At 36.2% G+C, this 23,706-nt stretch carries 12 protein-coding genes and 1 pseudogene; 2 read left to right on the forward strand and 11 right to left on the reverse strand.

The window, feature by feature from the left end:
• Positions 1-100 precede the first annotated feature (100 nt).
• From KF816_10180 to KF816_10215, 8 genes and pseudogenes are all read right to left on the reverse strand, one after another.
• Positions 101-3,109, reverse strand: a complete 3,009-nt coding sequence (locus tag KF816_10180; protein MBX3008382.1) for a fibronectin type III domain-containing protein — start codon at positions 3,107-3,109, stop codon at positions 101-103.
• A 4,962-nt stretch (positions 3,110-8,071) separates the two neighbouring features.
• A pseudogene (locus KF816_10185) lies at positions 8,072-8,416 on the reverse strand (hypothetical protein).
• Between the two features lie 7 nt (positions 8,417-8,423).
• Positions 8,424-8,774, reverse strand: coding sequence for a response regulator (locus KF816_10190; GenBank protein MBX3008383.1), 351 nt, complete (start codon positions 8,772-8,774; stop codon positions 8,424-8,426).
• 113 nt (positions 8,775-8,887) lie between these two features.
• Positions 8,888-9,532, reverse strand: a complete 645-nt coding sequence (locus KF816_10195; GenBank protein MBX3008384.1) for a response regulator transcription factor — start codon at positions 9,530-9,532, stop codon at positions 8,888-8,890.
• Positions 9,529-12,681, reverse strand: coding sequence for a hypothetical protein (locus KF816_10200; GenBank protein ID MBX3008385.1), 3,153 nt, complete (start codon positions 12,679-12,681; stop codon positions 9,529-9,531). Before KF816_10200 ends, KF816_10195 begins: the two co-directional genes overlap by 4 nt.
• 85 nt (positions 12,682-12,766) lie before the next feature.
• Positions 12,767-13,945, reverse strand: coding sequence for an L-2-hydroxyglutarate oxidase (gene lhgO, locus KF816_10205; GenBank protein ID MBX3008386.1), 1,179 nt, complete (start codon positions 13,943-13,945; stop codon positions 12,767-12,769).
• Positions 13,946-14,318: 373 nt separating this feature from the next.
• Positions 14,319-14,708 (reverse strand): response regulator, encoded by a 390-nt coding sequence (locus tag KF816_10210; GenBank protein MBX3008387.1) that lies wholly within the window; start codon positions 14,706-14,708, stop codon positions 14,319-14,321.
• Positions 14,709-14,808: 100 nt separating this feature from the next.
• The gene (locus KF816_10215) at positions 14,809-17,625 is read right to left on the reverse strand and encodes a PAS domain S-box protein (protein MBX3008388.1); all 2,817 of its coding nucleotides are present in this window, start codon (positions 17,623-17,625) and stop codon (positions 14,809-14,811) included.
• Between the two features lie 300 nt (positions 17,626-17,925).
• On the opposite strand from KF816_10215, the gene KF816_10220 reads away from it, so the two are divergent.
• Positions 17,926-18,792 (forward strand): HDOD domain-containing protein, encoded by an 867-nt coding sequence (locus KF816_10220; protein ID MBX3008389.1) that lies wholly within the window; start codon positions 17,926-17,928, stop codon positions 18,790-18,792.
• A gap of 2 nt (positions 18,793-18,794) precedes the next feature.
• Here the strand turns inward: KF816_10220 and mgrA are convergent, their stop codons facing one another.
• The 3 genes from mgrA to dinB form a co-directional block, all read right to left on the reverse strand.
• Positions 18,795-19,802, reverse strand: a complete 1,008-nt coding sequence (gene mgrA, locus KF816_10225; protein ID MBX3008390.1) for an L-glyceraldehyde 3-phosphate reductase — start codon at positions 19,800-19,802, stop codon at positions 18,795-18,797.
• Positions 19,803-19,976: 174 nt separating this feature from the next.
• The gene (locus KF816_10230; GenBank protein MBX3008391.1) at positions 19,977-20,222 is read right to left on the reverse strand and encodes a septation protein SpoVG family protein; all 246 of its coding nucleotides are present in this window, start codon (positions 20,220-20,222) and stop codon (positions 19,977-19,979) included.
• 179 nt (positions 20,223-20,401) lie between these two features.
• On the reverse strand, positions 20,402-21,544 hold the full coding sequence (gene dinB / locus KF816_10235; GenBank protein ID MBX3008392.1) for a DNA polymerase IV: 1,143 nt from the start codon (positions 21,542-21,544) through the stop codon (positions 20,402-20,404).
• A 484-nt stretch (positions 21,545-22,028) separates the two neighbouring features.
• Between dinB and KF816_10240 the strand changes: the two genes are divergently transcribed.
• Positions 22,029-23,681, forward strand: a complete 1,653-nt coding sequence (locus KF816_10240; GenBank protein ID MBX3008393.1) for a hypothetical protein — start codon at positions 22,029-22,031, stop codon at positions 23,679-23,681.
• Positions 23,682-23,706 lie beyond the last annotated feature (25 nt).

The raw sequence follows: 23,706 nt of genomic DNA on the forward strand, positions 1-23,706 counted from the left end.
GTAGAGTACCAATAGTTTAGTTACATACTTCCATCTGCTATTCTCAAATTCAATAAGGAAGTCCCCCCAACCCAAAAGGACTTCACTTCTTCGAAAAATCCTATTTCATCAATATCATCTTTTTAACAGAGACAAATTCACCGGCTTGTAGTCGGTAAAAATAAACTCCATTAGATAATCTATTTAACTCATCATTCATTATAAATTTTACATTATAAATTCCCGGATATTGTTCCTCATTATCGACTAATTGAGCAACATTTCTCCCCAAGAGGTCATATACAATTAGGTTCACGTTACTGATTTTAGCAATATGATAACTAATTATAGTTTCCGGGTTAAAAGGATTTGGATAATTTTGAGAGAGTAAAAATTCTTTTGGTAAAAATTTCTCAAGTTCAATATCAGTTGGTGTAAGCATTACTTCTATTTCATTACTCTCCTCTGAGAATAAATTCTTAGAGTAGGCTTTTATTCTGAAGAAGTATTTTTTATTGTACTCTAGATTTTTGACAACAGCGAAATTCTCATCTTTTTTGGTTCTTTGAATTTCAGCAAAGTGAGCACCGGTTGTAATTCTTACCTCAATTAAAAAACCATCTTCAAGTGAGGAGTTGTCATCCCACTGGAGTTCAATACCGTTCAATGAATTAATCTTATACTTTAGGTTAGTCGGGGGTTTAATTGCATAATTTGCAGTTAAAGGTTTTTGTAGAGATAAATCAGAAATTCCAACTTCATTAAATGAAGCCACACGATAAGTATAAGTATACCCTTCTTGAGTTGTTTGATCAATGAATTCATTTTGATCAGCTCCAATAACGGCAATAGCTTCCTCATCAGCAAAATTGGTTGTTGGTGAGACATGTAAAGAAATTCTGAGAGATGTTCTATAAACAATAAACCCATTTGCCTTACCGCTCGGATCCTTCCAGCTAACTTTAATCTGTCCTCCAAAAATATATTCGATCCTTAAATCCACCGGAGGAGTTAAATTTGTGGCAGTTGTGCCGGGAGCTAAAACCTCGACATACTTAGTCAGTATGTTACTACCCTCATTGTAATCATCAAAATATTGGATATCGATTCTTTTCCTTTTATTAAGAGATCTCGTTCCACCATCGGTTAAATAATAAATTCCTTTTTGAGCCAGCTTTATCAATTCTTGGGGAGCTTTACCATTCTCTATTATTTTTAACCTGCCCTGTTGCTGCAGGAATTCCGATGTTATATTAGGAGAGTTTTGATTTCCTAATATATCCTCATCGCTAGAATGGTTTTCACTTACTTTTAATTCTAGTGCTGCTGTTAGACGCAGATTTCGATCATCATTAATAGAGAGATTGGGTAGAAGATTAAGAGGGGCTTGACCAATATAGTATTTTAAGTTTATCGGGCTGTTATTATCGCTAATTACCGGAGCCGAATTAACCGATGTAAAAGTTAAATCTCTTGAGAGAACATTACTGGAATCCTCATCAATTAACACCAGTGAAATTGAGCATGCCGGAACCCCATCAAGCTTATACGGATCGCCAAGATATTGCAATTTAATACCGCGAAGAAAATTAGTTGTAATACTTGCCCCCCCCGGAGAGTATACTAATCGTAATTGAAGTCCATCACGTTCAAGATATTGAAAATGTGCAAAACTAGTAACTCTTTCATATGTTAATTTAAATTTTCGTTTAATTGAATCGGGCTCCGAATCGGCGTGTACTCTAAATATTGCTTCTTTAACGCGAGTGTTTTCTCTTGAACCAATATCTAATTCATTAACAATTTGAACTGGTGCTGATCCTTCAATAATATTGAGGGGGGTCTTCCACTCATCGGATAAAATAACTCTTCTTTCAACCGGCTCAACTATTATTTCTACTAAGTTATCTCTATAGGTTAAATTGGGTTTATTCAGGGTAATTCTGAATAAATATTTTGTTTCCTTTAAAAGGCTAGGTACCTGCCACAGATGGAACCTTGATGAAAAACTCAGATCTGCATTTGTAAGCCACCAAGTAGAGCCATTATCAGTTGACAGTTCTAATCGAAAACGTTCAAAGGAACCTATCTGGTATCCCTCCTCTCTCCACTCAAAGCGAACTGTCTCCCCTTTTTTGAACCTTGCACCATTTGCTGGTGAAGTAAAGCTTAATTCCGGATATTTTATTTGTAATAAGTTTGAATGACAAAAAACATTTGCGTCATTATCAGCTTCGGCTCTAAAGATAAGATTTTGAGTAATCTGTTCCGGAACAATCCAGTCGCAACTTCCCCTATGTTGGTCATTGCCATTTAGAGTTAAGTTACTGAAATTACCTATTGATGTCCATGTAGAGCCTGCGTCAATTGAATAACTGATTTTAACTTTTTGAACTAGATCATCAGTATTCCAGTAAATATTAATATGATCACCGACAAATAAGATACTTTGTATTTCCCGCAGCGATACTTTAGGATTTTTTATAGTGATACTTTTATATTTATAGGTATCGGGATTGTCGATATCGGAAATCCTCAAAACATAAAACCCACTTCTAACATCAGGAACAGTCCAATTAAAGTTTCCCGAATAAATTGGGGATGTTGCAGAATTAACAGTAGCAATTTCATTATCGGAATTAATAAATGGGCCGTAAGTAATTATTACATTCGAAACATTTAAACTGGTCCATTTTATAGGCACAACACTACCTCCGAAAACGACTTGATTATTTGTAGGTGATTCAATAACAATTTCTCTTCCGAAGGCAATTGATAATTCAAAGACCGATTTATAATAGGTAGGCATACTTGCATCAGATATCTGCAATCGAGCATTGTTAATCCCAATCAATGATTTAGGTACATTCCAAATAAATTCACCGCTTTCGGCAGGATAATTATCAACCAACTCAATAATTCCATGGCTAGGAGTGTATAATTCAATTTTAATTTTCTCTACTTCAGGATCAACTAAATCCCATTTAATAGTAAATGATTTTTCAGCAATAATCACCTCTCGAAAAGAGGGGGAAGTAATCTTGAATGGATGAGGTTTAACTAAAACACTTACAACATCCCGCTCCTCCGGATAATCTTCTCTCCAAGCATGCCAAACACTAACACCCATGTTTCCGATATGGCATTCATCAACTACCAAACCAAAATTGATTTCGCCGTTACTATCAACTTGTTGACCGGAAACTTCATACTGGCGATTACAAGTCCAGTAACCCCAGTTAACTCTTGCGGATCTATCCAAAACTTTTACTTTGACCATCACGAGATTTGAGCGGCCTAAAGTGAAACCACCCGTCGAATAAAGCTCGCTTGGTGAATATATTTCTGTTCCTATTGGATAGATAATTTGAACTTTTCTCTCAGAAATCTTAAAAGTATTATCACTAATATCATTTAGGAGTTCATTTTCGGCATCAACTATTTGTATTTTAAAATTATTCGAGTAGATTCGGGGAGCCTTCCATTGATATTCTTTTAGATTGAATGGTGTTGGAGCACTTAGATCATAGTTGGAGATAATTTCATTCCAGTTTATTCCATTATCGGTAGTGTACAAGATGTTAACCATCTTGATATTTTCTTGAACAATAAAAGTAATATTTATGGTTTCCCTGTCTAAAAACTCTTCGCCTCCATTTGGGTATGAAAGGATTATTGGTTGAGTAAAGATTTCGAAAGTCGCGTCACTTTCATCGGTTAAATTTGTATGAAACCGATCTGTAATTCTAACTTTGTATTGAGTTGAAGCATTACTACTAGGCATCCAATTTACACTTTTCACTTGTGATTGATAAATGTCATTTGTTTCACCTTGATAGGCTGCCTTAAAATTCCATGTTACTCCATTATCAGAGGAATATTCAATTAATTTACCACTTATATTTTTATCACTATCATACCATTCAATTTTTTGGCTTGTTAACCATCCCCATCTTTCACCACCATTAGGTGAAATTATTTTCAAGATCCTCGTTCCAAAGGAAGCATCGTTTTCATCATTAATCAAAGGATTATTCATAGAAACTATTCTGATCTTTCCATTAATAGAAATTTCTTCGGGTATCTGCCAATCGAATTTGCCAACAGCAGCATCAATTCCGCTAGCAATTTCAATCCAGTTATTATTAAAATCGTAATATTCTATTTTCACCTGATCAATGTTTTCTGAAGTCCAGGTAATGGTGTTTGTTTTTCCCTTCTGCAATACTTCGCCGCCATTTGGATAAGTGACGGTTATTTTCCTCAAAACTTCAATTTTGAATTGTGTATCGTTTATATCAAATAAATTAAGATCGGAGGCATCAGAGACTCGAATAAATACCAGATCACTCTCCTGATTTGGGACAACCCAGTTGTAACTACCGGAATTAGCCGGGATTGATGAGATAATGGTAGTCCATTGTATTTTATTATCAATTGAATATTCGAGATTTATTAAATCTAGATTCTGACTTACCCAAGCTATATTTTGAGTTGTACCTACTTTCCAATTTTCTCCTCCATTAGGGGAGGTTAAATTTAGGCTACGAATTTGAATCGTAAATGAGTTATCACTCTGGTCAAATATTGAATTATTTGATGTATCGGTAATTTTTATAAGCGCTTGAGTAGTTGAATTAAACGGAGGCTGCCAGAGATAATTTTCGGCTGAAGCCGCCGTTGAATTTGTAATTGTAATCCATGAAAAACCATTATCTAGTGAATATTCAATCTTAACATAATCTACATTTGTGCTATTCCACCTAATAAAATAATTCTTCCCGGAATTAATAACCTCGCCTCCATTCGGAGCAATTATGGTAATGATTGAAGCTTTATCTAAAAACCCAAGTTTATTATTAGATATAACTCCATTATTATTTAGTTTTATATTGTTGGCATTTTCAAACTCAGCCCTCAGCAGTTGTGGATCAGCCATATTCAGGTCAGCTGTAATCCAGTAATACTTCTCCACATTTATTATATCATTTAAATTAGTAAGTTTAACTTTATCACCAACTAAAGCAGCGTCCACTCCAATTTCAGCAGCACCAATAAAATTATTTACATTACTAGAGTAGAGTCTAAATGGAAAAGCACCCAACAACTGACCAAAATTGCCGATAATTTTTAAGGTTATTTCCTCCAGAATAGTATTATCACACTCATCAACTATTTTAAATATGCCGAGGGGATGGTTATTAATGGGGATAGCCTCAGGTTTTTTCTGCATGTAATTTAGTGATGCATCACTTCCCGGGTAAAATGAGACTTTTGTTTTTATCTCAATTTTTTTCCATGAATAAGCATAATTACCGGCGTCATCTAAAACTCTTAAAACGGTATTATAAATACCCGGAGAGAATAAATGAATAAATATTTTGTCGTCAGCTCCCCCTCTATCACTTACAAAGTTTTTCTCGATTTCAGATAGGTCGGGAACCGGCTTGCCAGCTTCCGGGTGATTAAAATCCCAATCATATCTCACAATATTAAATATTGGAGAGGGATGATAACTTCCTGATGCATCATAAGAAACTTGTTCATTACAAAACAGTGAGTTAGAGTTTATTGAGTAGGAAGATACCGGGGGCACTGATATAATAAAATTATTTTTACTTATTCCATAAATTGCTCCATTATTAGCATCAACAATCCTCACTAAACATTTTTTTGAAGTTGGGTTAATTGGAGTCCAGTTGTAACTCGATGGTACCGATGCAATATTTTCTACTATCACTGCCCATGTAATTCCATCATCGTGAGAATATTCAATCTTAACATTAGCTACTGAGGCGGGGTCCCATTTAATTTCATATTGATTGCTAACCAGCCAATTTTCTCCCCCATTTGGAGCAAGTATATTAATTTCTTCTTTTGTGATCTTAAATTTATTTTGGCTCTCGTCACTTATTAGATTATTGGCAGCATCGCTAATTCTAACTTTACAATTTAGCGATGGTGAGTTTGGTATAGTCCAAAGATAGGCACTTAGGTTTCCGGCTACATTATTTTCAATTAAAACCCAGCTAGCCCCATTATCATTACTAAATTCCAGTTTAACTTTTTCGATACCACTACTATTCCAAGTGATATTTTGATTTGATCCAACGGCCCAAGTTTCCCCTCCATTTGGTAATTGTAGATCAATTGTGACCCGATCGAGCGCCCCGAATTGAGAGGATCCAGAAACAGTTCCACCATTATTAAAAGTTAAATCCTCCTTTTGATTTATTGCCCCTTTTAGTAATCCGCTAAAAGCTGCACTTAAGTCTGCAGTGAGCCAAAAATACTTTGCATTTAATATCGGTTCGGCAAGCCCGGTAAATTTAACTTTTCCTAATAGTTCACCAGCATCTGAACCGATTGCTTGAGCATCTTCAAATATATTTGTCTCACTAGCATAAAGTCTGAAAGGAAGAGGGCCGGTAAGATTTCCAGTATTACCGCTTAATGAAATGGTGATCTCATCTAATTCTCCGCCATCGCAAAGAGGAGTGATCACAAATTCTCCAACGGGGAAATTTTCTTTTGGAAGAGGGTTTGGATTTCCTTGTATAAAATTTAGCGCAGGTTTAGACCCGACTACCAACTCAACAAGTGGATTAGCAACAATTTTTTTACCCCAGCTAAAGACAATCTTACCCTGATCATCTGTAATTTTTAATACAGGATAAAACGCCCCAGCAGGATATGAATGATTTACAATAATCCCAAGGGTTTCAGCTGCAAAATTATTTTTTATTTGAGAGGTATCCTGATTCGGGAAAGCAGCTTGAGCAACATTAAAATCCCATTCATATTTAACAATACCATGGTCGGGATCTGAATGAGAAGATGATGAAGCATCAAAAATAATCTGCTCGTTACAATTAGGATTAAGTTTATTTACTGAAAAATCTGCAATCGGATTACCAAAAATTTCAAAGAAAGCATCGCTTTGATCTGATACAGAATTATCATCTTCATCCTCAATTCGCAATAAACATTGTTTTGATTGCTTATTCGGGATAGTCCAACTATATAATCCAAGATCAGCATTAACAGTACTAATTATATTCCAAGTATCCTGGGGCATCTCTGATGTTCTAAACTTCAAAACAACTTTGGAGATTCCTGTGCTTATCCAAGTAATATTAGTTTGAGAACCAATTTTCAGTTTTTCCCCACCATTAGGTGATAGCACTCTTATGCTCGGAGTGTAAATAGTGAAAACATTATCGCTGATATCATTCATTCCCAGATTAGCCGTGTTGCTAATTCTTACTTTAGCTTGAGTTGTGGGATTATTTGGCACAGTCCAAATATAATTTCCACTGGCAGCCGGAGTGCTGGCAGTTACAAGATTCCAGTTTGTACCGTTATCGGCTGAATATTCAATTTTAATATTCGCAATCCCGTTACTATTCCAGGTTATATTTTGATTAGTACCAGACTTCCAGGACTGTTCACCATTGGGAGATGTAAGAACGAGTGAAGCCGGGGTATATTTTAATATTTTTCCCTCATCTCCGACAGCCCAGCCAGAGTTTGCATCAACAAAATATAATCCTCTAATTGCTTGAGTTATCCCGCTATTACTCTGAGTCCAATCAGATCCGCCGTTTATTGTTGATGCTAGATATCCACCACCCCCTCCTACCCATGCCGATTGATTGCTAATTGCATAAACAGCATATAACCATTCAACCGCTGTACCGCTGTTTTGAGTGGCCCAATTAGCTCCACCATTTATGGTATTGATTAGAGTCCCGGTTTCAGAAACAGCCCAGCCGGTATTTGCATCTGCAAAGGAAAGATCGGAGAACATCTTTCCCGTCGGTTCAGATTGGGCAGTCCAGTTATTACCTCCATTTGTAGTCTTTAATATTCTTGAATTCCCGAAAGCAATATTTCCCCCGACAGCCCATCCGGTATTCTCATCACTAAACCAAACGCTCCACAATGGATCAGTTGTTCCACTATTGCGGCTCTGCCAAATCAAGCCGCCATCAGTAGTCAATAATATTTTCCCTCCATCACCAACAGCCCAACCTTTTAGGTTATTGAAGAAAAATAAATCAAATAGATCATTAGCAGTACCGCTAACTTGTTCGCTCCAATTAACTCCACCATTGGCGGTGACAATAATTTTACCTCCGTTTCCAACTGCCCATCCTTTTGAGGAACTTACAAATGAAACTGCATTCAACTGTCTGGTAACGGGACTAACCTGAGCAGACCAATTGCTTCCGGCATCGGTAGTAATTAATATTACCGAAGATTGTGGAAAAAAATCGCTTCCTCCCACAGCCCATCCAAGATCAGAGCTTTCAAAATGAACATCCTGAAGAGAAGCAGTAGTAGGACTATTTTGAATAATCCATTGCGAGAAAATGTTTGAGCTGAAAGCAAAAGTGTGAGGGAGATAAAAAGGGTTTTCATAGCATCCCCTGATTTATTTACTAAACTAATTTTTCAATAAAGTAGTTCGGAAGTAGGTAGAGATCTTCTTTTGGCAAAAGGAACTCAGCCCCGGCACATTTAGCCTCATGGGATAAATCCTCATCTGAATAATTTGAAACCATTATTATTTTTATATGAGGAAATTTTTTCTTGATATTTTTTGTGGCAGTAATGCCATCAACATATTTCATCTTAAAATCCATTAAAACATAATCGGGATTATGCTGCTCGCACATTTCAATCGAATTTAGCCCATCGTCACATTCAAAGAACTCACTCTGGCTCTGGGTGAATAAGGATTTTATCATAAGGCGCATATGGCTGTTATCATCAACAATTAAAATTTTCATAATTATCTCTAATGCCACATCCATAGTAGGCTAAAGGGGAGTAATTGAAAATAAGTAGCGGCACCTAATTAAATACGTGCCAACACTTATTTATGACGAAAATTATAGTGGGGTTAAAAGAATTCTTTGTTTTCTATCGCATACTTCAGCAATGAGTTGTTCCCCTTAAGGTTAAGTTTTTCGCAGATGTTGGAGCGGTGTTTTTCAACCGTCCTATAACTAATAAACAACATTTCGGCAATGTCTTTTGTGGTTTTTTGTTGAGCGATTAGGGACATAATTCTCATTTCGGTTGGAGTTAACTTTTGTAGCAATAATTGTGAATTACTCGGGTTCCCCCGAAAATTTGAATGGCTGATTAGTTCTTCAGATAGAGCCGCACTTATATAATGTTCACCTGAATGAACTTTATGAAGTCCTTTAATTATGTCGATGAGTGCTGTTTCTTTTAATACATAGCCCATCACATTTAATTTGAGAGCTTCGGATAAAAGATCATTTGCGCTATGCATCGTTAAGAAAATTATTTTTGATCTGATATTTTTTTTATTGAGTTCTCTAGCAATTTCAAAACCATTAATACCGGGCATATCTAAATCGAGAATTGCTACATCCGGTTGTAGTTTTATTATTTTATTTAAGGCTTCATCACCACTTTGACCCTGCTCAATAATTTTTATAGTTTTATCAGTCTCTAATACTTGCCTTAATCCCATTAAAAAAATCGGGTGATCATCAGCAATAATCACACTAATCATTTATTCTCCTCTTTTTTTATCGGAAATGAGATTAAAATTTTAGTACCGGTACCGGAGGCTGATTCGACATTTAATGTACCAGATAGTAACTTAACTCTATGGGTCAAACTTGTAAATCCAAGTCCAGACGGATTTTCTTTTTGAGTATCGAAATCAAACCCTATTCCATCATCTTTATAATTAATAATAATTCTATCGTTTTCTAATTTAATATCTAGTTTAACCTTTTTTGCTTCTGAGTGTCTGAGTCCATTGCTTAAGCATTCTTGAACTATTCTGTAGACATGAATTTCATTTTCTACTGAAACAGAATTATCAATTATGTCTAAAGAATATTCAAACACAAAATTAGAAGTTTGAATAACTTGCTTTATCACCCCTTCAACGGCTTTTGTTAAACCAATTTTTCCTAATTGATAGGGGCGCAGATTATATGCAATTGTTCTAACATCATTAATAGTTTGTGAGGATATATTGAGTATTTCTTCCATTTGTTCTCTCAGTGCCGGATGATTGTTTAGACCAAGCATCGCTCTATTTTTGATTATCACAAGATTTTGTCCCACTCCATCATGCAGTTCAGAAGCAATTCTTTTTCTTTCATTTTCTTGAGACTCAATCAATTGCCGGGTATAGTTCTGCTGACGATCTTTATCTCTTTTAGTTTTTACTGATCGTTTGTTAAGTATCAGTAGAACAAATAGAACAGAAAAGATAAAAATGATTATTCGAAACCAGATAGTTTGCCAATATGGGGGTGTAATTTCAATATTTATAGTAATTCCCGCCTCATTCCAGATTCGGTCGCTGTTTGTTCCTTTCAGGTGAAGAGTATAGTACCCTGGCTCAACATTAGTATATGCGGCATATCTTCTTTTACCCGAATAGATCCATTGTTTATCATAGCCCTTGAGTTGATATGCATACTCATTTTTCATTGGTGAAGTAAGATCAAGAGCGGTAAATTCAAAGGAGAAAAAATTTTGCCAGTATTCTAACTTTATAGTTTGAGCATCGAAATAAACTTTGCCAGGAGAAAGAGGCTTATCGAATATATTAAAACTGGAGAGAGCTAATTTTGCTTTTTGAGCCCTTTCATCAACACTATCAGGATTAAAGAAAGACAATCCTTCGATTCCACCAAAATAGATATTTCCTTCGGAGTCTTTGCTAAAGGCCCCGGTGTTGAACTCATCCGAAGATATCCCATCATTCTTATCATAATTTTTGAAAGTCTCGCTTTGACTATTAAATTTTGAAATCCCATAATTTGTTGAAAGCCAAAGATTATTTTGCCGGTCTTTTAAGATGCCGTAAATAGTATTATTGGGCAAGCCCTTCTTATCATTAAACATAGTAAATTGATTTGATCCAGGGTTAAATTTGATTAATCCATCCCCCAGCGTACCCAGCCAAAAGGTTGAATCATTTTCTATTAATATAGAATAGTGAACGGATTGCATTTTTGTGAAATCGTTTAGAGAACCGGAGAAATATCTTTTATATAATTTAGTTTTTGGGTGATACTCTGCAAGTCCGGAGGCTGAAGCCAGCCAAAGATTATTATTTTTATCTGAGGTAATTTGAAAAATGACAACTTCTTTTTTTGCCTCGGGATTTGGGATAATTGAAAGAGAATGGCTATCAAATTTATTTGTAGTTAGCTTAAAACTAAACAGACCTGCGCCAAATGTTCCAAACCATAGAGTATTATTATCATCGACGAAAAAAGATCTTATTGGGAAAACGGGATTCGGCTCATTTGTATTCAACCTGTGAATAAATCTTTTGAATTTGTCATTTTGCTTATCGTATAATGCCAGTCCCCTTTGAGTACCAACCCAAATATTCCCAAAATTATCTTCAGCAAGAGCCCATATTTTATTATCGCTAATTGAAGTTTCATCATTGGGTTTGTAGTAGTATGATTGAACAAAGTTATTATCTGAATTAATTTTATTGAGACCGTTATCAGTTCCAATCCAGATATTTTTACTTTTATCAACTAATATGGCCCGGATAGAATAATTGCTAAGGAAATTATCTGAGTTCTTTTTTGAATAAGAATAAAAAGCATTTTTTCTATTTTTCCATTTTATCAGACCGTTGGTTGAGGTACCCAACCATAGATTTGAATTAGTATCTTCATAAATAGCCCAAATATTTCTTTCCTCTTCAAGCGGGTCATTTTTTATTTCGAACCGCTTCTTTAAAAATGCTTTGTTTTTGTAATCAAATAAATAAACCCCCTCTCCTTCAATTGAAGTCCAAATATTATTCTTACGATCGCAGTAGACCGTTAAAATATTATTTTTAATTCCGTTGATCCGGTTCAACTCGTAACGATTTGATTTTATATCGAGAAGGCCAAGTCCATTAGTTGTAGCTATTAGCAGATATTTATCACCAAACGGGGTGAGTGCATTTATAGTTTTTGAGGTAAAATTATCATCACGCAGAGTAAGGCTTTCTATTTTCTTAGTTGTAATATTATATTTGTTCAGCCCCTTACCAAATGTTCCAATCCATATATTACCAAGATGATCCTCATTTAGTGAGGTCACAAAGTTATCACCAATTGAATTTTGATCCGAGAGGTTGTTAATAAAGTGTGTAACAGTATTATTTTTTATTCGAAAAACACCGGAATAATAGGTTCCTATCCAAAATGATTTATCCTTAGCTTTTATAAATGAGGAGACAGCACCCAGCGAAATAGTTTTATTTTCTTTCTTTACAACAATTCTGGTAAACTTATTAAGTTCAGGATCATAGATAGCCGCACCATTTATTGTTCCAATCAAGATTAATCCACTTTGATCTTCCCATAGACATGAGATATAATTTCCGGGGAGGGAGTTGGAATCACTTAATTCTTTTCGAAATTTTGTGAACTGATAGCCGTCAAATCTGTTTAATCCATCTTGAGTACCCATCCATAAAAATCCATTCCTATCTTGAAGAATGGATCTTACATTGGCTTGAGATAATCCTTGATCAAGTGAATAGTAGTCAAATTGAGAAAAAATATTTGAGGTTAAGGCAAGAAATACAATCAGCTGCATTATTTTGATGTAGCAGAGGAGATTTTTATTGATCCATGCAACCGAATTAAGAAAAAAGCAGCTGCGATGAACAGATGCAATCATTTTTAATTTATTTATCTTTTGGCAAAATTAAATTCAATTACAAATTCTGATACTGCCTAAGACAATATAACTTTTTTCTGACTGACTAATTACTAATTAAATAATCTGCGATTGCTAGTGAAGCTGTAGCGCCCGGTGATGGAGCGTTCAGAAGAAATGTTTCCCTTCCCCGCTTTTCAATTATAAAATCCATAACCAGTTTACCGCTTTTATCAATTGCTTGAGCTCTTACACCAGAGGTTCCCTTTTCTAAATCATCTAACTCAACATCCGGAATCATCTTTTTAGCTTTGGCTAAAAATTTACTCTTAGAAAGTGAACTGATCAGTTCGCTTAATGTAAATGAGAAATTATTAATTATAAATTTCTGAAATCCCCCATAAGAGAGAGTATCTAGAGTATCTTTCAAAGAAAAATCGGTGAAGCTATATCCTTCTCTTTTGAAAGCTAAAACCGCATTTGGTCCCACTTCTCTTCCACCTTTCATTAGGCGAGTAAAATGAACTCCCAAGAAGGGATATTTAGGATCGGGCACCGGATAAATTAGATGATTGACAAGAGCATCACGATCACTTTTTATTTTATAATAATCACCTCTAAATGGAATAATTTTAACCGGACTGGATTTACCTGTCACTTTTTCATAAAGCCGGTCGGAGAATAATCCCGAACAGTAATAAATATGATCAAACTCAATTTCCCCCTCAGCGGTTTTTAGGATAACTTTATTATTCTTTTCAACAGAGCCCAAAATAACAGCTCCGGTTTTAATCACCCCCTCTTTCGATTCTATTATCGAAGCCAATTTATTCATCACTTCTTTATAATCAACTATTCCTTCTTGAGGGACTAATAGAGCTTTCAGTGCATTAACGAATGGTTCTCTTTTTAGAATCTCACTTTTATCTAAAATTTTTAATCCGGATAACCCATTTTCCTCTCCACGTTTAGCCAGATCACGCATGAGACTAATTTCCCTCTCATCGGTAGCAACAACAATCTTACCGCAGATATCGTGTGGTAGGTTATGATCTAAGCAGAATTTAGTCATTTGCCTAATTCCACTAACCGCAAGTTTTGCTTTTAGTGAACCAGGTTTATAGTACAAGCCGCAATGAAGCACACCGGAGTTTCTGCTTGACTGATGAAGACCAACCTCATCCTCTTTTTCAAATAAAATAATTTTTGCCTGCGGATATTTCTCTTGAGCTTTATAAGCTGTTGCCAGTCCGATTATTCCCCCGCCTACTATAGCAATATTCATGATTAACCAAATGATAATGAATAATTAGTTAGATGCAATTTATAATTTATTATTGACAATTTGTAATTGATGGATGTAGAGAGGTGGTCATTGCACTGTGGGATAGGAATGAGGTCATTGCTCAGTGGGATAGAAAAGAAGTCATTCATAGTCATTTATTGTTATTCATAGTTATTCATTGCAATTACGACTAATAACGCGAAGTAAGTGACAACCAATGCGGCGAAGCAAATAGCCAAGTGGGATAGTAAAGGAGTTATTCATGGTCATGGCATTGTGATATAGGGATGCCATAATTGATAGTAATGAATGGTTGATTGTTGTTTCTAAAAATAACAACCGGTGAAAACGTAATAGTGAGCTGTTGAAAACGCTAAGTGTTATTAGATCCAATATTTAATGAGTTTTCAATTGCTGATCGGAGCTCCTTATTTACAAATGGTTTTCGGATAAAGATTGATGCACCTGCCGAATAAGCTGCAACTTCATCTACTTTAAATGCATTGGCAGTAACCACAATGATTGGTGTGGATTCGTACCGGCTCATCGATCTGATTTCACCTATTAATTCAAGCCCATTTTTCAAACCTTGAAGAGTAATATCAACAAGAAAAAGATCAAAATTTGAGTCTTGGATTACTTCATCAAACTCTACTGAGTTTTTGCAGAGAGTCAAATTATATTTAGCAGTAAGCAGAAGCATATATAACTGCTGATTTAGTTCATCATCTTCAATTATTAGAATATTAGGTTTAGTTTCCATAGTTAGCCTGTATGTAAAGTAGAGTGATTTAGTTAGTTCTTAGCTTTTAGCTATTAGCAATTAGCAATTAGCTGTTAGTTTAATTTATTTGTTTGTATTGCTAAAACCAGTCAGATTTGAGTTCAAAATATACACTAAATTTTGTACCTACATCTTTTTTAGATTCGACTTCAATTTTAGCATTATTTAAGTCGCAATATTTTTTAACTAAAGCTAAACCCAAGCCATTACCGTCGAAGCGGCGCGAGTAACCTCTATCTTCCTGCATAAATGGGGTGAATAGATTCTCAACATATTCTTGCGACATACCGATACCGGTATCTTCCAAAGTTATTTTAATTTTATTATCGAGAGCAGGTTCAACTTTTATAGCGATACTCCCTTTGTTGGTGTATTTTATAGCGTTATCAATAAGATTTACAAATATCTGATAAACACTATATTTATCGGCTCTAATAATTGCGTTAGGAACATTGCTCTCATACTTCAATTCAAGATTCTTTTTTGATGCTAAATTTTGATATTCGCTTTTGGTCGAGAGCAAAATATCACTGATTATATCGAATTCAGTCCAGATCGGTTCATAAGTTCCAACCTGCATCTCAGAAGAATTTAATATTAAGTCAACCGTCCGCATAAGTCTTTTACCGGCAGTTTCGATATTCTCAAAATAATCTAACTGCTGATCGTTTAGTTGATTTTCGAGTTCATCTTTTAATAGATTGGCAAAATTGAGAGTGACATTTAGAGGTGATCTGATTTCATGAGACATTTGTGATAAAAATTCTGATTTAAGGCGTTCAGAGTGTTCGGCCCTATCTTTAGCGGCAATTAAGTCATCGAGCATATTTTTCTTTTCAGTGATATCCTCCTTGAGGCCGACAAAATGAGTGATAACCCCCTCCTTATTTACAATCGGGAATATTGTATTTTTTTCCCAATAGAGATCACCATTTTTAGTTTTATTAAGAAGTTCGCCAATCCATTCATTACCTGAAAGAAGAGCTTTCCACATTTCTTGATAAAGTTTAGCCGGATTTTGACCAGAATTTAATATTCTTGGATTTTGCCCAAGCAATTCTTCAAGTGAATAACCGGTTTTCTCAATCAATCCTTTATTCACATATTCGATTTGAGCTTCCGGGTTAGTAATAATAACGCTTATACTGCTCTGCTCAATAACGCGGCTGAGCAATAAATTTTTCTGCTCCATAGATTTTTTGTCGGTAATATCATGAACAATAGTATAAAGATAGTCCTTACCTTCAATCACAATTTTGCTGGAAAATATTTCAACATCCCGAACTGAACCATCGGCTAGGCGGTGTTTAAATTCAAAATGAAATCTCCCCAACCTACGAGCTTTATTTATCTCGAGATCAATCTCGCCGGAGGAGAGTGTATTAATCTGGTTTACTTTCATTTTCTTTAATTCTGAAATACTCCAGCCATAAAATTTTTCGGCAGCTTTATTGGCATCAATTATAGATTGGTCATCCGGATCAATAAGCATCATAACCGCGAGATTATTTTCAAACAAATTTCTAAAACGTTCTTCGCTTTTTCTAAGAGCGTCTTCAGAGTTCTTTCTTTCATTAATATCTCGGGCAACGGCGAGAACTCTTCCTTTACCCCCAATTTCAGTTTTTTGGAGTGATATTTCGACCCAGAACTTTTGGCCATTTTTCCTTCGGGCGTACCACTCGAATATCAGCCGGTCAACTTCATTAGTTTTTTTAATATATCCCTGAGCAACATCTTCGTTGTACATAGCCTCATCGGCACTCAAATCCCCAATATTTCCATTTATCACTTCCTCTTTCGAATCGTAGCCATACATTTTCAGCATAGCATTATTAACGTCAAGTATTTTGCCAGTATTTGCTTCATGAATAAATATTGCCTCGCCGGTTGAGTTAAAAATTTCCCTATAATTTCTTTCACTTTGAGCTATTACCCGAGCCGCATTTTTACTTTCTGTTATATCGGTGATAGTTCCGATGTGCCCAACTATTTGTCCATCCGAATCTAATTGAGGTACCGCCTTGCCCAGTACCCAGGCGATAGATCCATCTTTTCTTACAAAGCGGTATTCGTTTTGAGCCACTCTTTTTTCTTTAAGTGCTTTTTCAAAATCGGCAGATATAAATTTTTTATCATCCGGATGAACTGCTTGCATCCAATTATCTTGAAGAGCCTCCTCAAAACTTAATGAGGAAATTTCACTCCACCTTTTATTTACATATGTAGTTTTCCCATTAATATCGGTTCTAAAAATTCCAACGGGTGCAACTTCGGTTAGCAGCTGATACTTTCTTTCACTCTCAGTCAATTTTTTAAGTGATGTTACATTTTCTTCATGATCTAATAAAATTCTTCCAATTAGTACTGTTACAAGGGGATAAATTCCGAGCACTGTGAAGGAAATTGCTTTGTATGTATCCATTATATTTTTGGATGGGAGCAAAATAACAAGTAAGAGCATGAAAGCATGGACAATCAACCCCATTTGATAGAGTTTAATTTTTGTAAAACGCTGTTCGGGATCTTTATTTTTTACTTTATAAAAGAAATAACCAACTAAAAATGATTCAATTATTACAAAAACGCCCATCAACAAACCACCGCCTCCAATCGAGATTCTATAAATAGCGGCCATTAGAGCTGAGATTATACCGGAGAGAGGACCAAAAAAGAGAGTACATAAACTTATCACTATGGATCTGCCGTCAAAAATAATTCCTTCGGCAAACTTGAATGGGTAGATCATACCGATAATTGTGGTTAAGCCAAAGAGGATACCTTGCAGCAGTTTTCCACTGAGTTCGTTCCGCTTAAATCTAGTTTCAATAAAAACGGAAAAAACGCTCAGCGCAACTAAGACAGAGAGATTGTAAATTAATTGAATAATGATCACTTATACCTCTCGATCTAAAAAAACAGATTAAAAACATTTTAATTCTTTCCTCTATTTAAACATGGCAACAGGAAAGGAGAAATTCAATATTATTTTCGATGATTTTTACTATTTGTTGAATAATCGGACACAGACAATGAATTCAACTCCCCCAACGTGCTAGATATCACTATTACGATAAGCTCTAACTTAACTGCACTATTAAACATTTTATTAAATGATGATGCGCCATTCAAAAAGATTTTTTATTTTCATAATATATTTTTATGTTCAATTCGGAATAAAACAAAGAATCTATAAATGATTTCAGCAGAAAACCCGGCAGCACGAACCTTAAAAAAGATTGAGTCACTCAAAAACCTCATATCAATTCCGAAAATTATTTTAGAGGTAAACCATCATTTAAGTTCGGATCCGGGGAATATGGTTAAACTGGGCAAATTAATAAGTCGAGATCAGGGTTTAACCACGAAAGTTGTAGCTGTAGCAAATTCTCCATTGTATGGACTTCAGAGAAAAGTCACTTCAATTGAGTTCGCATTAATGATAATGGGAACAGATGAGATTCAGCGGATTGTGACTGCCGTTTCATTATCCGATTCCCTCAAATTCAGTTCGAATGAAAATTTCAACTATCTTGACTATTGGAAACACTCTATGGTAGTTGGAGCCGCGGCAAAGGATATTTCAATCAGACTTGGGTTTTCTGATCTTTCGGGGGAAGCATTTTTAGCCGGGATGCTTCATGACGTTGGAATGCAGATTATCGCTCAATACTTTCCTAACGAATATGTGGCAATTATTGACGCTTCTAAAAATGGGAGAAAATTCTTTGACGCCGAGAAAGAAATTTTGGGTGTCGGTCATGATTTTATCGGAAAAGAATTAAGCTTGAAGTGGAAACTCCCTGAGAGTATCTCAGAAGCAATCGAACATCATCATCTCCCCTCCTCATCAGCAAAGCATAAAGTATTGAGTTCAATAGTTCATCTTGCCGATTCGATGACACAAGAATTTCATGTTGGGGATTGTTTCTGGGATAAACAAATCAATTTTGACATTGACGTGGTGGAACTCTTGAAATTCAAATCCGCCGAATTGATGGCCCGCTTTGTTGGCGAGTACAATGAAATCTTTATCGATACGGCTGAGTCTATAAATCTGTAAAATTACTTATAATCTGATAGAATCCTCTCTATGCTCCCAAGCTCTGATCCGGTGAATCCAAGATTATTCAAACTTGCCACATTATTATCAAGTTGAGATATAGAACTTGCTCCAATTAAAACCGAAGTTATCCTCTCATCTTTCAACAACCAGGCAATTGCCATTTGAGCTAACGACTGATTTCTGACCTCAGCTATTTCGTTTAACTTCTTTATAATACTTACTTTATGTTCGGTTATATCATGTGATTTTAGGAAACCATGAGCTTTAGAAGCGCGGGAACCTTCCGGTACACCTTTTAAGTATCTGTCGGTTAATAATCCTTGCGCAAGAGGTGAAAATGGAATACATCCAATTCCTTCATTTGAAAGAATATCTAATAATCCCCCTTCAACCCAGCGTTCGAACATTGAGTACTTTGGTTGGTGGATTAAACAATGGATTCCCATCTCCTTGAGTAATTGTGAAGCTTTTGCCGTCATTTCTGCGGAATAATTTGAGACCCCCACATAAAGTGCTTTGCCCTGGTTAATAGCTGAAGCCAATGCTCCCATGGTTTCTTCAAGGGGGGTTTCCGGATCGAACCGGTGAGAATAAAATATGTCAACATAATCGAGATTCATCCGTTTTAAGCTCTGATCTAAACTTGAGAGGAGGTATTTTCTTGAGCCCCATTCACCGTATGGACCATTCCACATCCAATAACCGGCTTTAGTTGAAATAATAAGTTCATCGCGATATGAATGAAAATCTTGCTTTAATATTCTTCCAAAATTTTCTTCGGCTGAACCAGCCGGAGGGCCGTAATTATTTGCCAAATCGAAATGAGTAATACCGAGATCGAACGCTCTTCTTAAAACAGCGCGGTAATTTTCATAAATATCAACTCCCCCGAAATTATGCCACAATCCAAGTGATATCGCGGGTAATTTTATTCCGCTTCGTCCGCATCTTCTATATTGCATTTTTTCATACCGGTCATCTTTAGCTAAGTAATTATTAGAACTCATTTCAGCTCATTCCTTATTATTTTCAGATTTTCTGGTTCAAATTACGATAATATTTAAAATTAAAAAAGCTGATCTTTTTTGATCAGCTTTTAAGAACATATTCAATTTTATGAAGATCGCTCTAATCCGGTAGAATCAATTTTTCCAATCTAGGGAAACTATAATTTAGAAGTTTTAAGAATTTTCAAATTCCTCAAGTGCGGTTTTCTGAAGTTCCTCTTTCATTTCTTTGGGGAGAACGATTGTGTCATAATACTTGCCATCTTTCCCCTTTTCATTTGGCGCAGATACAAAAAGTCCATTAGTTCCGCTTACAATTCTGAATCCTTTGAGTACAATTCCATCAGAAGTTTGAATATCAAAATAGGCTTGAGTTTTTCCGTTACTATTTTCGAGTTTGCTCATTCGGACAATTTTCATTGTTCCCTCCATTTTATTTAACTGTTAGTTTCTAGTCATGAAACCCCTTTCATGACGCGGTGATTAATTTAGAATTATAATTTGTATATATCAAGTGTTTATTTTAAGTGAGATTATAATTTTTTAGTATTAAAAATTTGGTTTTATTTATTAACAGGGGAAAAAAGTATAAAAATCTCTTAAACAGCACCTACTCTAATAGAAGAGTACCCATATTTATCTCTAATTTTTTGAACCGCATGAAGCATTTTCTTCCTTGCGACCTTCTCATCATCAAAAAGAAACTCCTGCTCGCTATATTCTATAAACTTTGAGAGATGGATTCCGATCAAACGAATTCCCACCCGGCGGGTATATGCTTTGCGTAAAAGTTTTACGGCGGTTTCAAAAACCTCCTTATCGTCATCGGTAGCTTGAATTGTTTTAGCCCGAGTGAGTGTGTTAAAATCGGTATATCTAAGTTTAATGCTTATAGTCTCAGCCTGCCAACCTTTATTACGCATGGATTGGCACGCCTTCCCGATCAAATTAAATAATATATTTTCCAATTCTTTTTTATCAACTTTATCTGAATCAAATGTAGTTTCGCGGGAAATATTTTTTCTTTCATATTCTACATAAAATATTGTGTTCCCCTCTCCGTTAGCTTTTTTCCACAAATCGAGTCCATATTTACCATAAGCCGCGGTAAAATAATCGGCTGAGACTTTAGTAATATCCCCAATTTTATAAAATCCTTTAGAGTTTAGTGATTTTAGTGTAACCTTACCAACACCGGGGATTGTTTGAACAGGCATAGGAGCTAAAAATTCCTTTTCCATTCCGGGCAAAACATAGGTAATTCCATTTGGTTTCATGCAATCGGACCCAATTTTGGCGATAGTTTTATTTGAGCCGATTCCTATTGAGCAGGGTAATCCGGTTTTTTCTTTAATCTCTTTCTGAATTTTTGAAGCGAACATAAAAAGTGAGCCGTAGATATTTCTGCAGCCGCTGAAATCCATATAAAACTCATCGATTGAAGCCTGCTCTAAAACCGGGGCATAATCCTGCAATATTGCTTTTACAGATTTTGAAAAGCGGGTGTACTCTTTATGATGCCCGTGGAGGTAGATTCCATGAGGGCAAAGTTTATAGGCGGTTCTAATGGGCATTGCCGAATGAAGGCCATATTCACGGGCTTCGTAGGAACAGGCGGTAACTACTCCACGTCCATGAGGATCCCCGCCGACAATCACCGGTTTACCTTCAAGTTTCGGGTCGAGGATTCTCTCTACCGAAACAAAGAATGCGTCAAGATCGAGATGAAATATTGTTCTCATAATAAAATATAGTACGTTGATAATAGTTACCTTCCTGCCAGACCTGCAGGTTTAGCCACTTTAATTTCTGTATTAATATGTTACGGAATGACAACCAATCCTGTCATTTCGAAGGAGTTGATTCCTCTTTCATTGGAACGACTGAGAAATCTTTTCTATCTCCCTGATTCGGTCAAGAAATGGTTCCCGCCACACCCGTCAATCAACAGGGCGGGTAAAGAAACGGCGGGCAGGCTTGACCGCCTTTGAAAAGTATGCCTGAGCTCGCCGTTTTCAACTCTATACTCATCACTCAACACTCTAAACTGTCTTCCGATTTCTTCCGCCATAAATAGGGCGGACAGGCACCCCGCCAAAGCGGGGATTCGGAATAACAACATCCTTTTCTTGCCTTTTAGCAAACAAAACCTTATAATATAGTAAACAATTGTACACCTCTAATATGGATAATAGAAAAATAAATAGCAACACTGTTTTGATCGATATGAAAAACTACCGAATTTCTCCGGTAAGGGGGACTGAGGCGGTAAGTCATAAAATTTATGAGGCGGTTTCACGCGATAAAGATAAGATCGGGTTCGATATTTATGATTTCCATATGATATTTGCCGATGAACCCACAAAGAAAATTATCCGTGAAGGAGATACAATCGGCTGTTTCTATATTGAATCCCCCGGAATGCGCTCACTGCTCAAAAAACTGAATTGCGATACATTCGAAATGCTGACCGCCGCGAGCTCGGTTATCCGTCCCGGAGTAGCCGAAAGCGGAATGATGCAGGAATTTATCGCGCGCCATAAAGACCCGAAGCGTCGCAAATATCTCCTCCCCGAAATGGAAACTTATCTCGGCGAGACCTACGGCGTTATGATTTATCAGGAAGATGTAATAAAGGTAGTTCATCATATTGTGGGAATGACTTTAGAGGAAGCCGATCTTTTAAGGCGGGCAATGAGCGGTAAATTAAGATCGCGCGAGGCGATGGCTAAAATTCAGGAGAAGTTTTTTCTTTCATGCCGGAACAAGGGATTTACAAAAAAAATAAGCGATGAGCTCTGGCATCAGGTTGAATCGTTCGCAGGATACGCGTTCTGCAAAGCGCACAGCGCTTCATTCGCGCTTCTATCATTTCAGGTAGCTTTCCTCAAAGTGCATTTCCCCGCCGAGTTCATGGCTTCCGTATTGAGCAACAGCGGCGGATTTTACGCCCCCGGAGTTTATATCAACGAAGCAAAAAGAATGGGAATTAAAATTTTACTCCCCTGCGTCAACAACAGCGTTTATGAATATGAAGGAAATGAAAATGAAATACGCATCGGATTTATGGCAATTAAGAATCTTGAAAAAAGGACAGCTGAAAAAGTTGAATCGGAAAGAAAAGAACAGGGCTGTTATGTTTCACTGGCCGATTTTTTAATACGCACAAAAACCGGTTATGAGCAAACAGAAATTTTAATCAAATGCGGCGCTCTCGACTGCACGCGTCAAACACGCCACACTCTTTTGCGTTTGCTCGATATCTATTTCGGGCATCGTAAAATTTTGGACGAAAGCCATACCGATCTTTTCTTTCATGAAACTTTAGCGCTCGAAAAAGAAGTTGAAACAACGAAGCAATTCAGTATTGAGGAAATTTGCATGGCTGAATATGAGGCGTTCGATTATATGGTTACCCGGCATCCTTTATATTTCTTCAATGAAATAATTGAGGGGCCGGGAATTGTTAAAGCGGCGGAACTTCAAAAATATGGGGGCAGAAATGTAAAGATGATTGGATGGTTTATGACTTCCAAAAGGATTAAAACAAGGAAAGGCGATATTATGAAATTCCTTTCACTTGAAGATTTAACCGGAACATTTGAAGCGGTGATTTTCCCAAAAACTTATGAGAAGTATGCCGAGCTTACAATGTCGATGGGGCCCTATCTTGTAGAGGGTAAAGCGGATCCGGAAAGCGGCAATAATTTAATTGTAGAAAAACTGCGTGTGCTTTCGGCTAAAGACGCAATGTCGTTCATGCAGAAGGACAGTTCCGAGAACAAATATTTCGGAGATGTGGAAAAAATTCATGAAGAGGAATTCGCGATTGTAAGTACTCTTGATAAAGAAAAACTAAAGAAAGCTTACGCGGGATAAATTTTGAAATAGTTTTTTTGTGCAT

This window comes from Melioribacteraceae bacterium (assembly GCA_019638015.1).
Taxonomy (GTDB): domain Bacteria; phylum Bacteroidota; class Ignavibacteria; order Ignavibacteriales; family Melioribacteraceae; genus JAHBUP01.

Coding starts and splice junctions, on each gene's coding strand:
- KF816_10240 (MBX3008393.1), top strand. CDS start 22,029: ATGAAAAACTACCGAATTTCTCCGGTAAGGGGGACTGAGGCGGTAAGT.
- KF816_10230 (MBX3008391.1), bottom strand. CDS start 20,222: ATGAAAATTGTCCGAATGAGCAAACTCGAAAATAGTAACGGAAAAACT.
- KF816_10220 (MBX3008389.1), top strand. CDS start 17,926: ATGATTTCAGCAGAAAACCCGGCAGCACGAACCTTAAAAAAGATTGAG.
- KF816_10210 (MBX3008387.1), bottom strand. CDS start 14,708: ATGGAAACTAAACCTAATATTCTAATAATTGAAGATGATGAACTAAAT.
- lhgO (MBX3008386.1), bottom strand. CDS start 13,945: ATGAATATTGCTATAGTAGGCGGGGGAATAATCGGACTGGCAACAGCT.
- mgrA (MBX3008390.1), bottom strand. CDS start 19,802: ATGAGTTCTAATAATTACTTAGCTAAAGATGACCGGTATGAAAAAATG.
- KF816_10190 (MBX3008383.1), bottom strand. CDS start 8,774: ATGAAAATTTTAATTGTTGATGATAACAGCCATATGCGCCTTATGATA.
- KF816_10200 (MBX3008385.1), bottom strand. CDS start 12,681: ATGATTGCATCTGTTCATCGCAGCTGCTTTTTTCTTAATTCGGTTGCA.
- KF816_10195 (MBX3008384.1), bottom strand. CDS start 9,532: ATGATTAGTGTGATTATTGCTGATGATCACCCGATTTTTTTAATGGGA.
- KF816_10180 (MBX3008382.1), bottom strand. CDS start 3,109: ATGGGTGTTAGTGTTTGGCATGCTTGGAGAGAAGATTATCCGGAGGAG.
- dinB (MBX3008392.1), bottom strand. CDS start 21,544: ATGAGAACAATATTTCATCTCGATCTTGACGCATTCTTTGTTTCGGTA.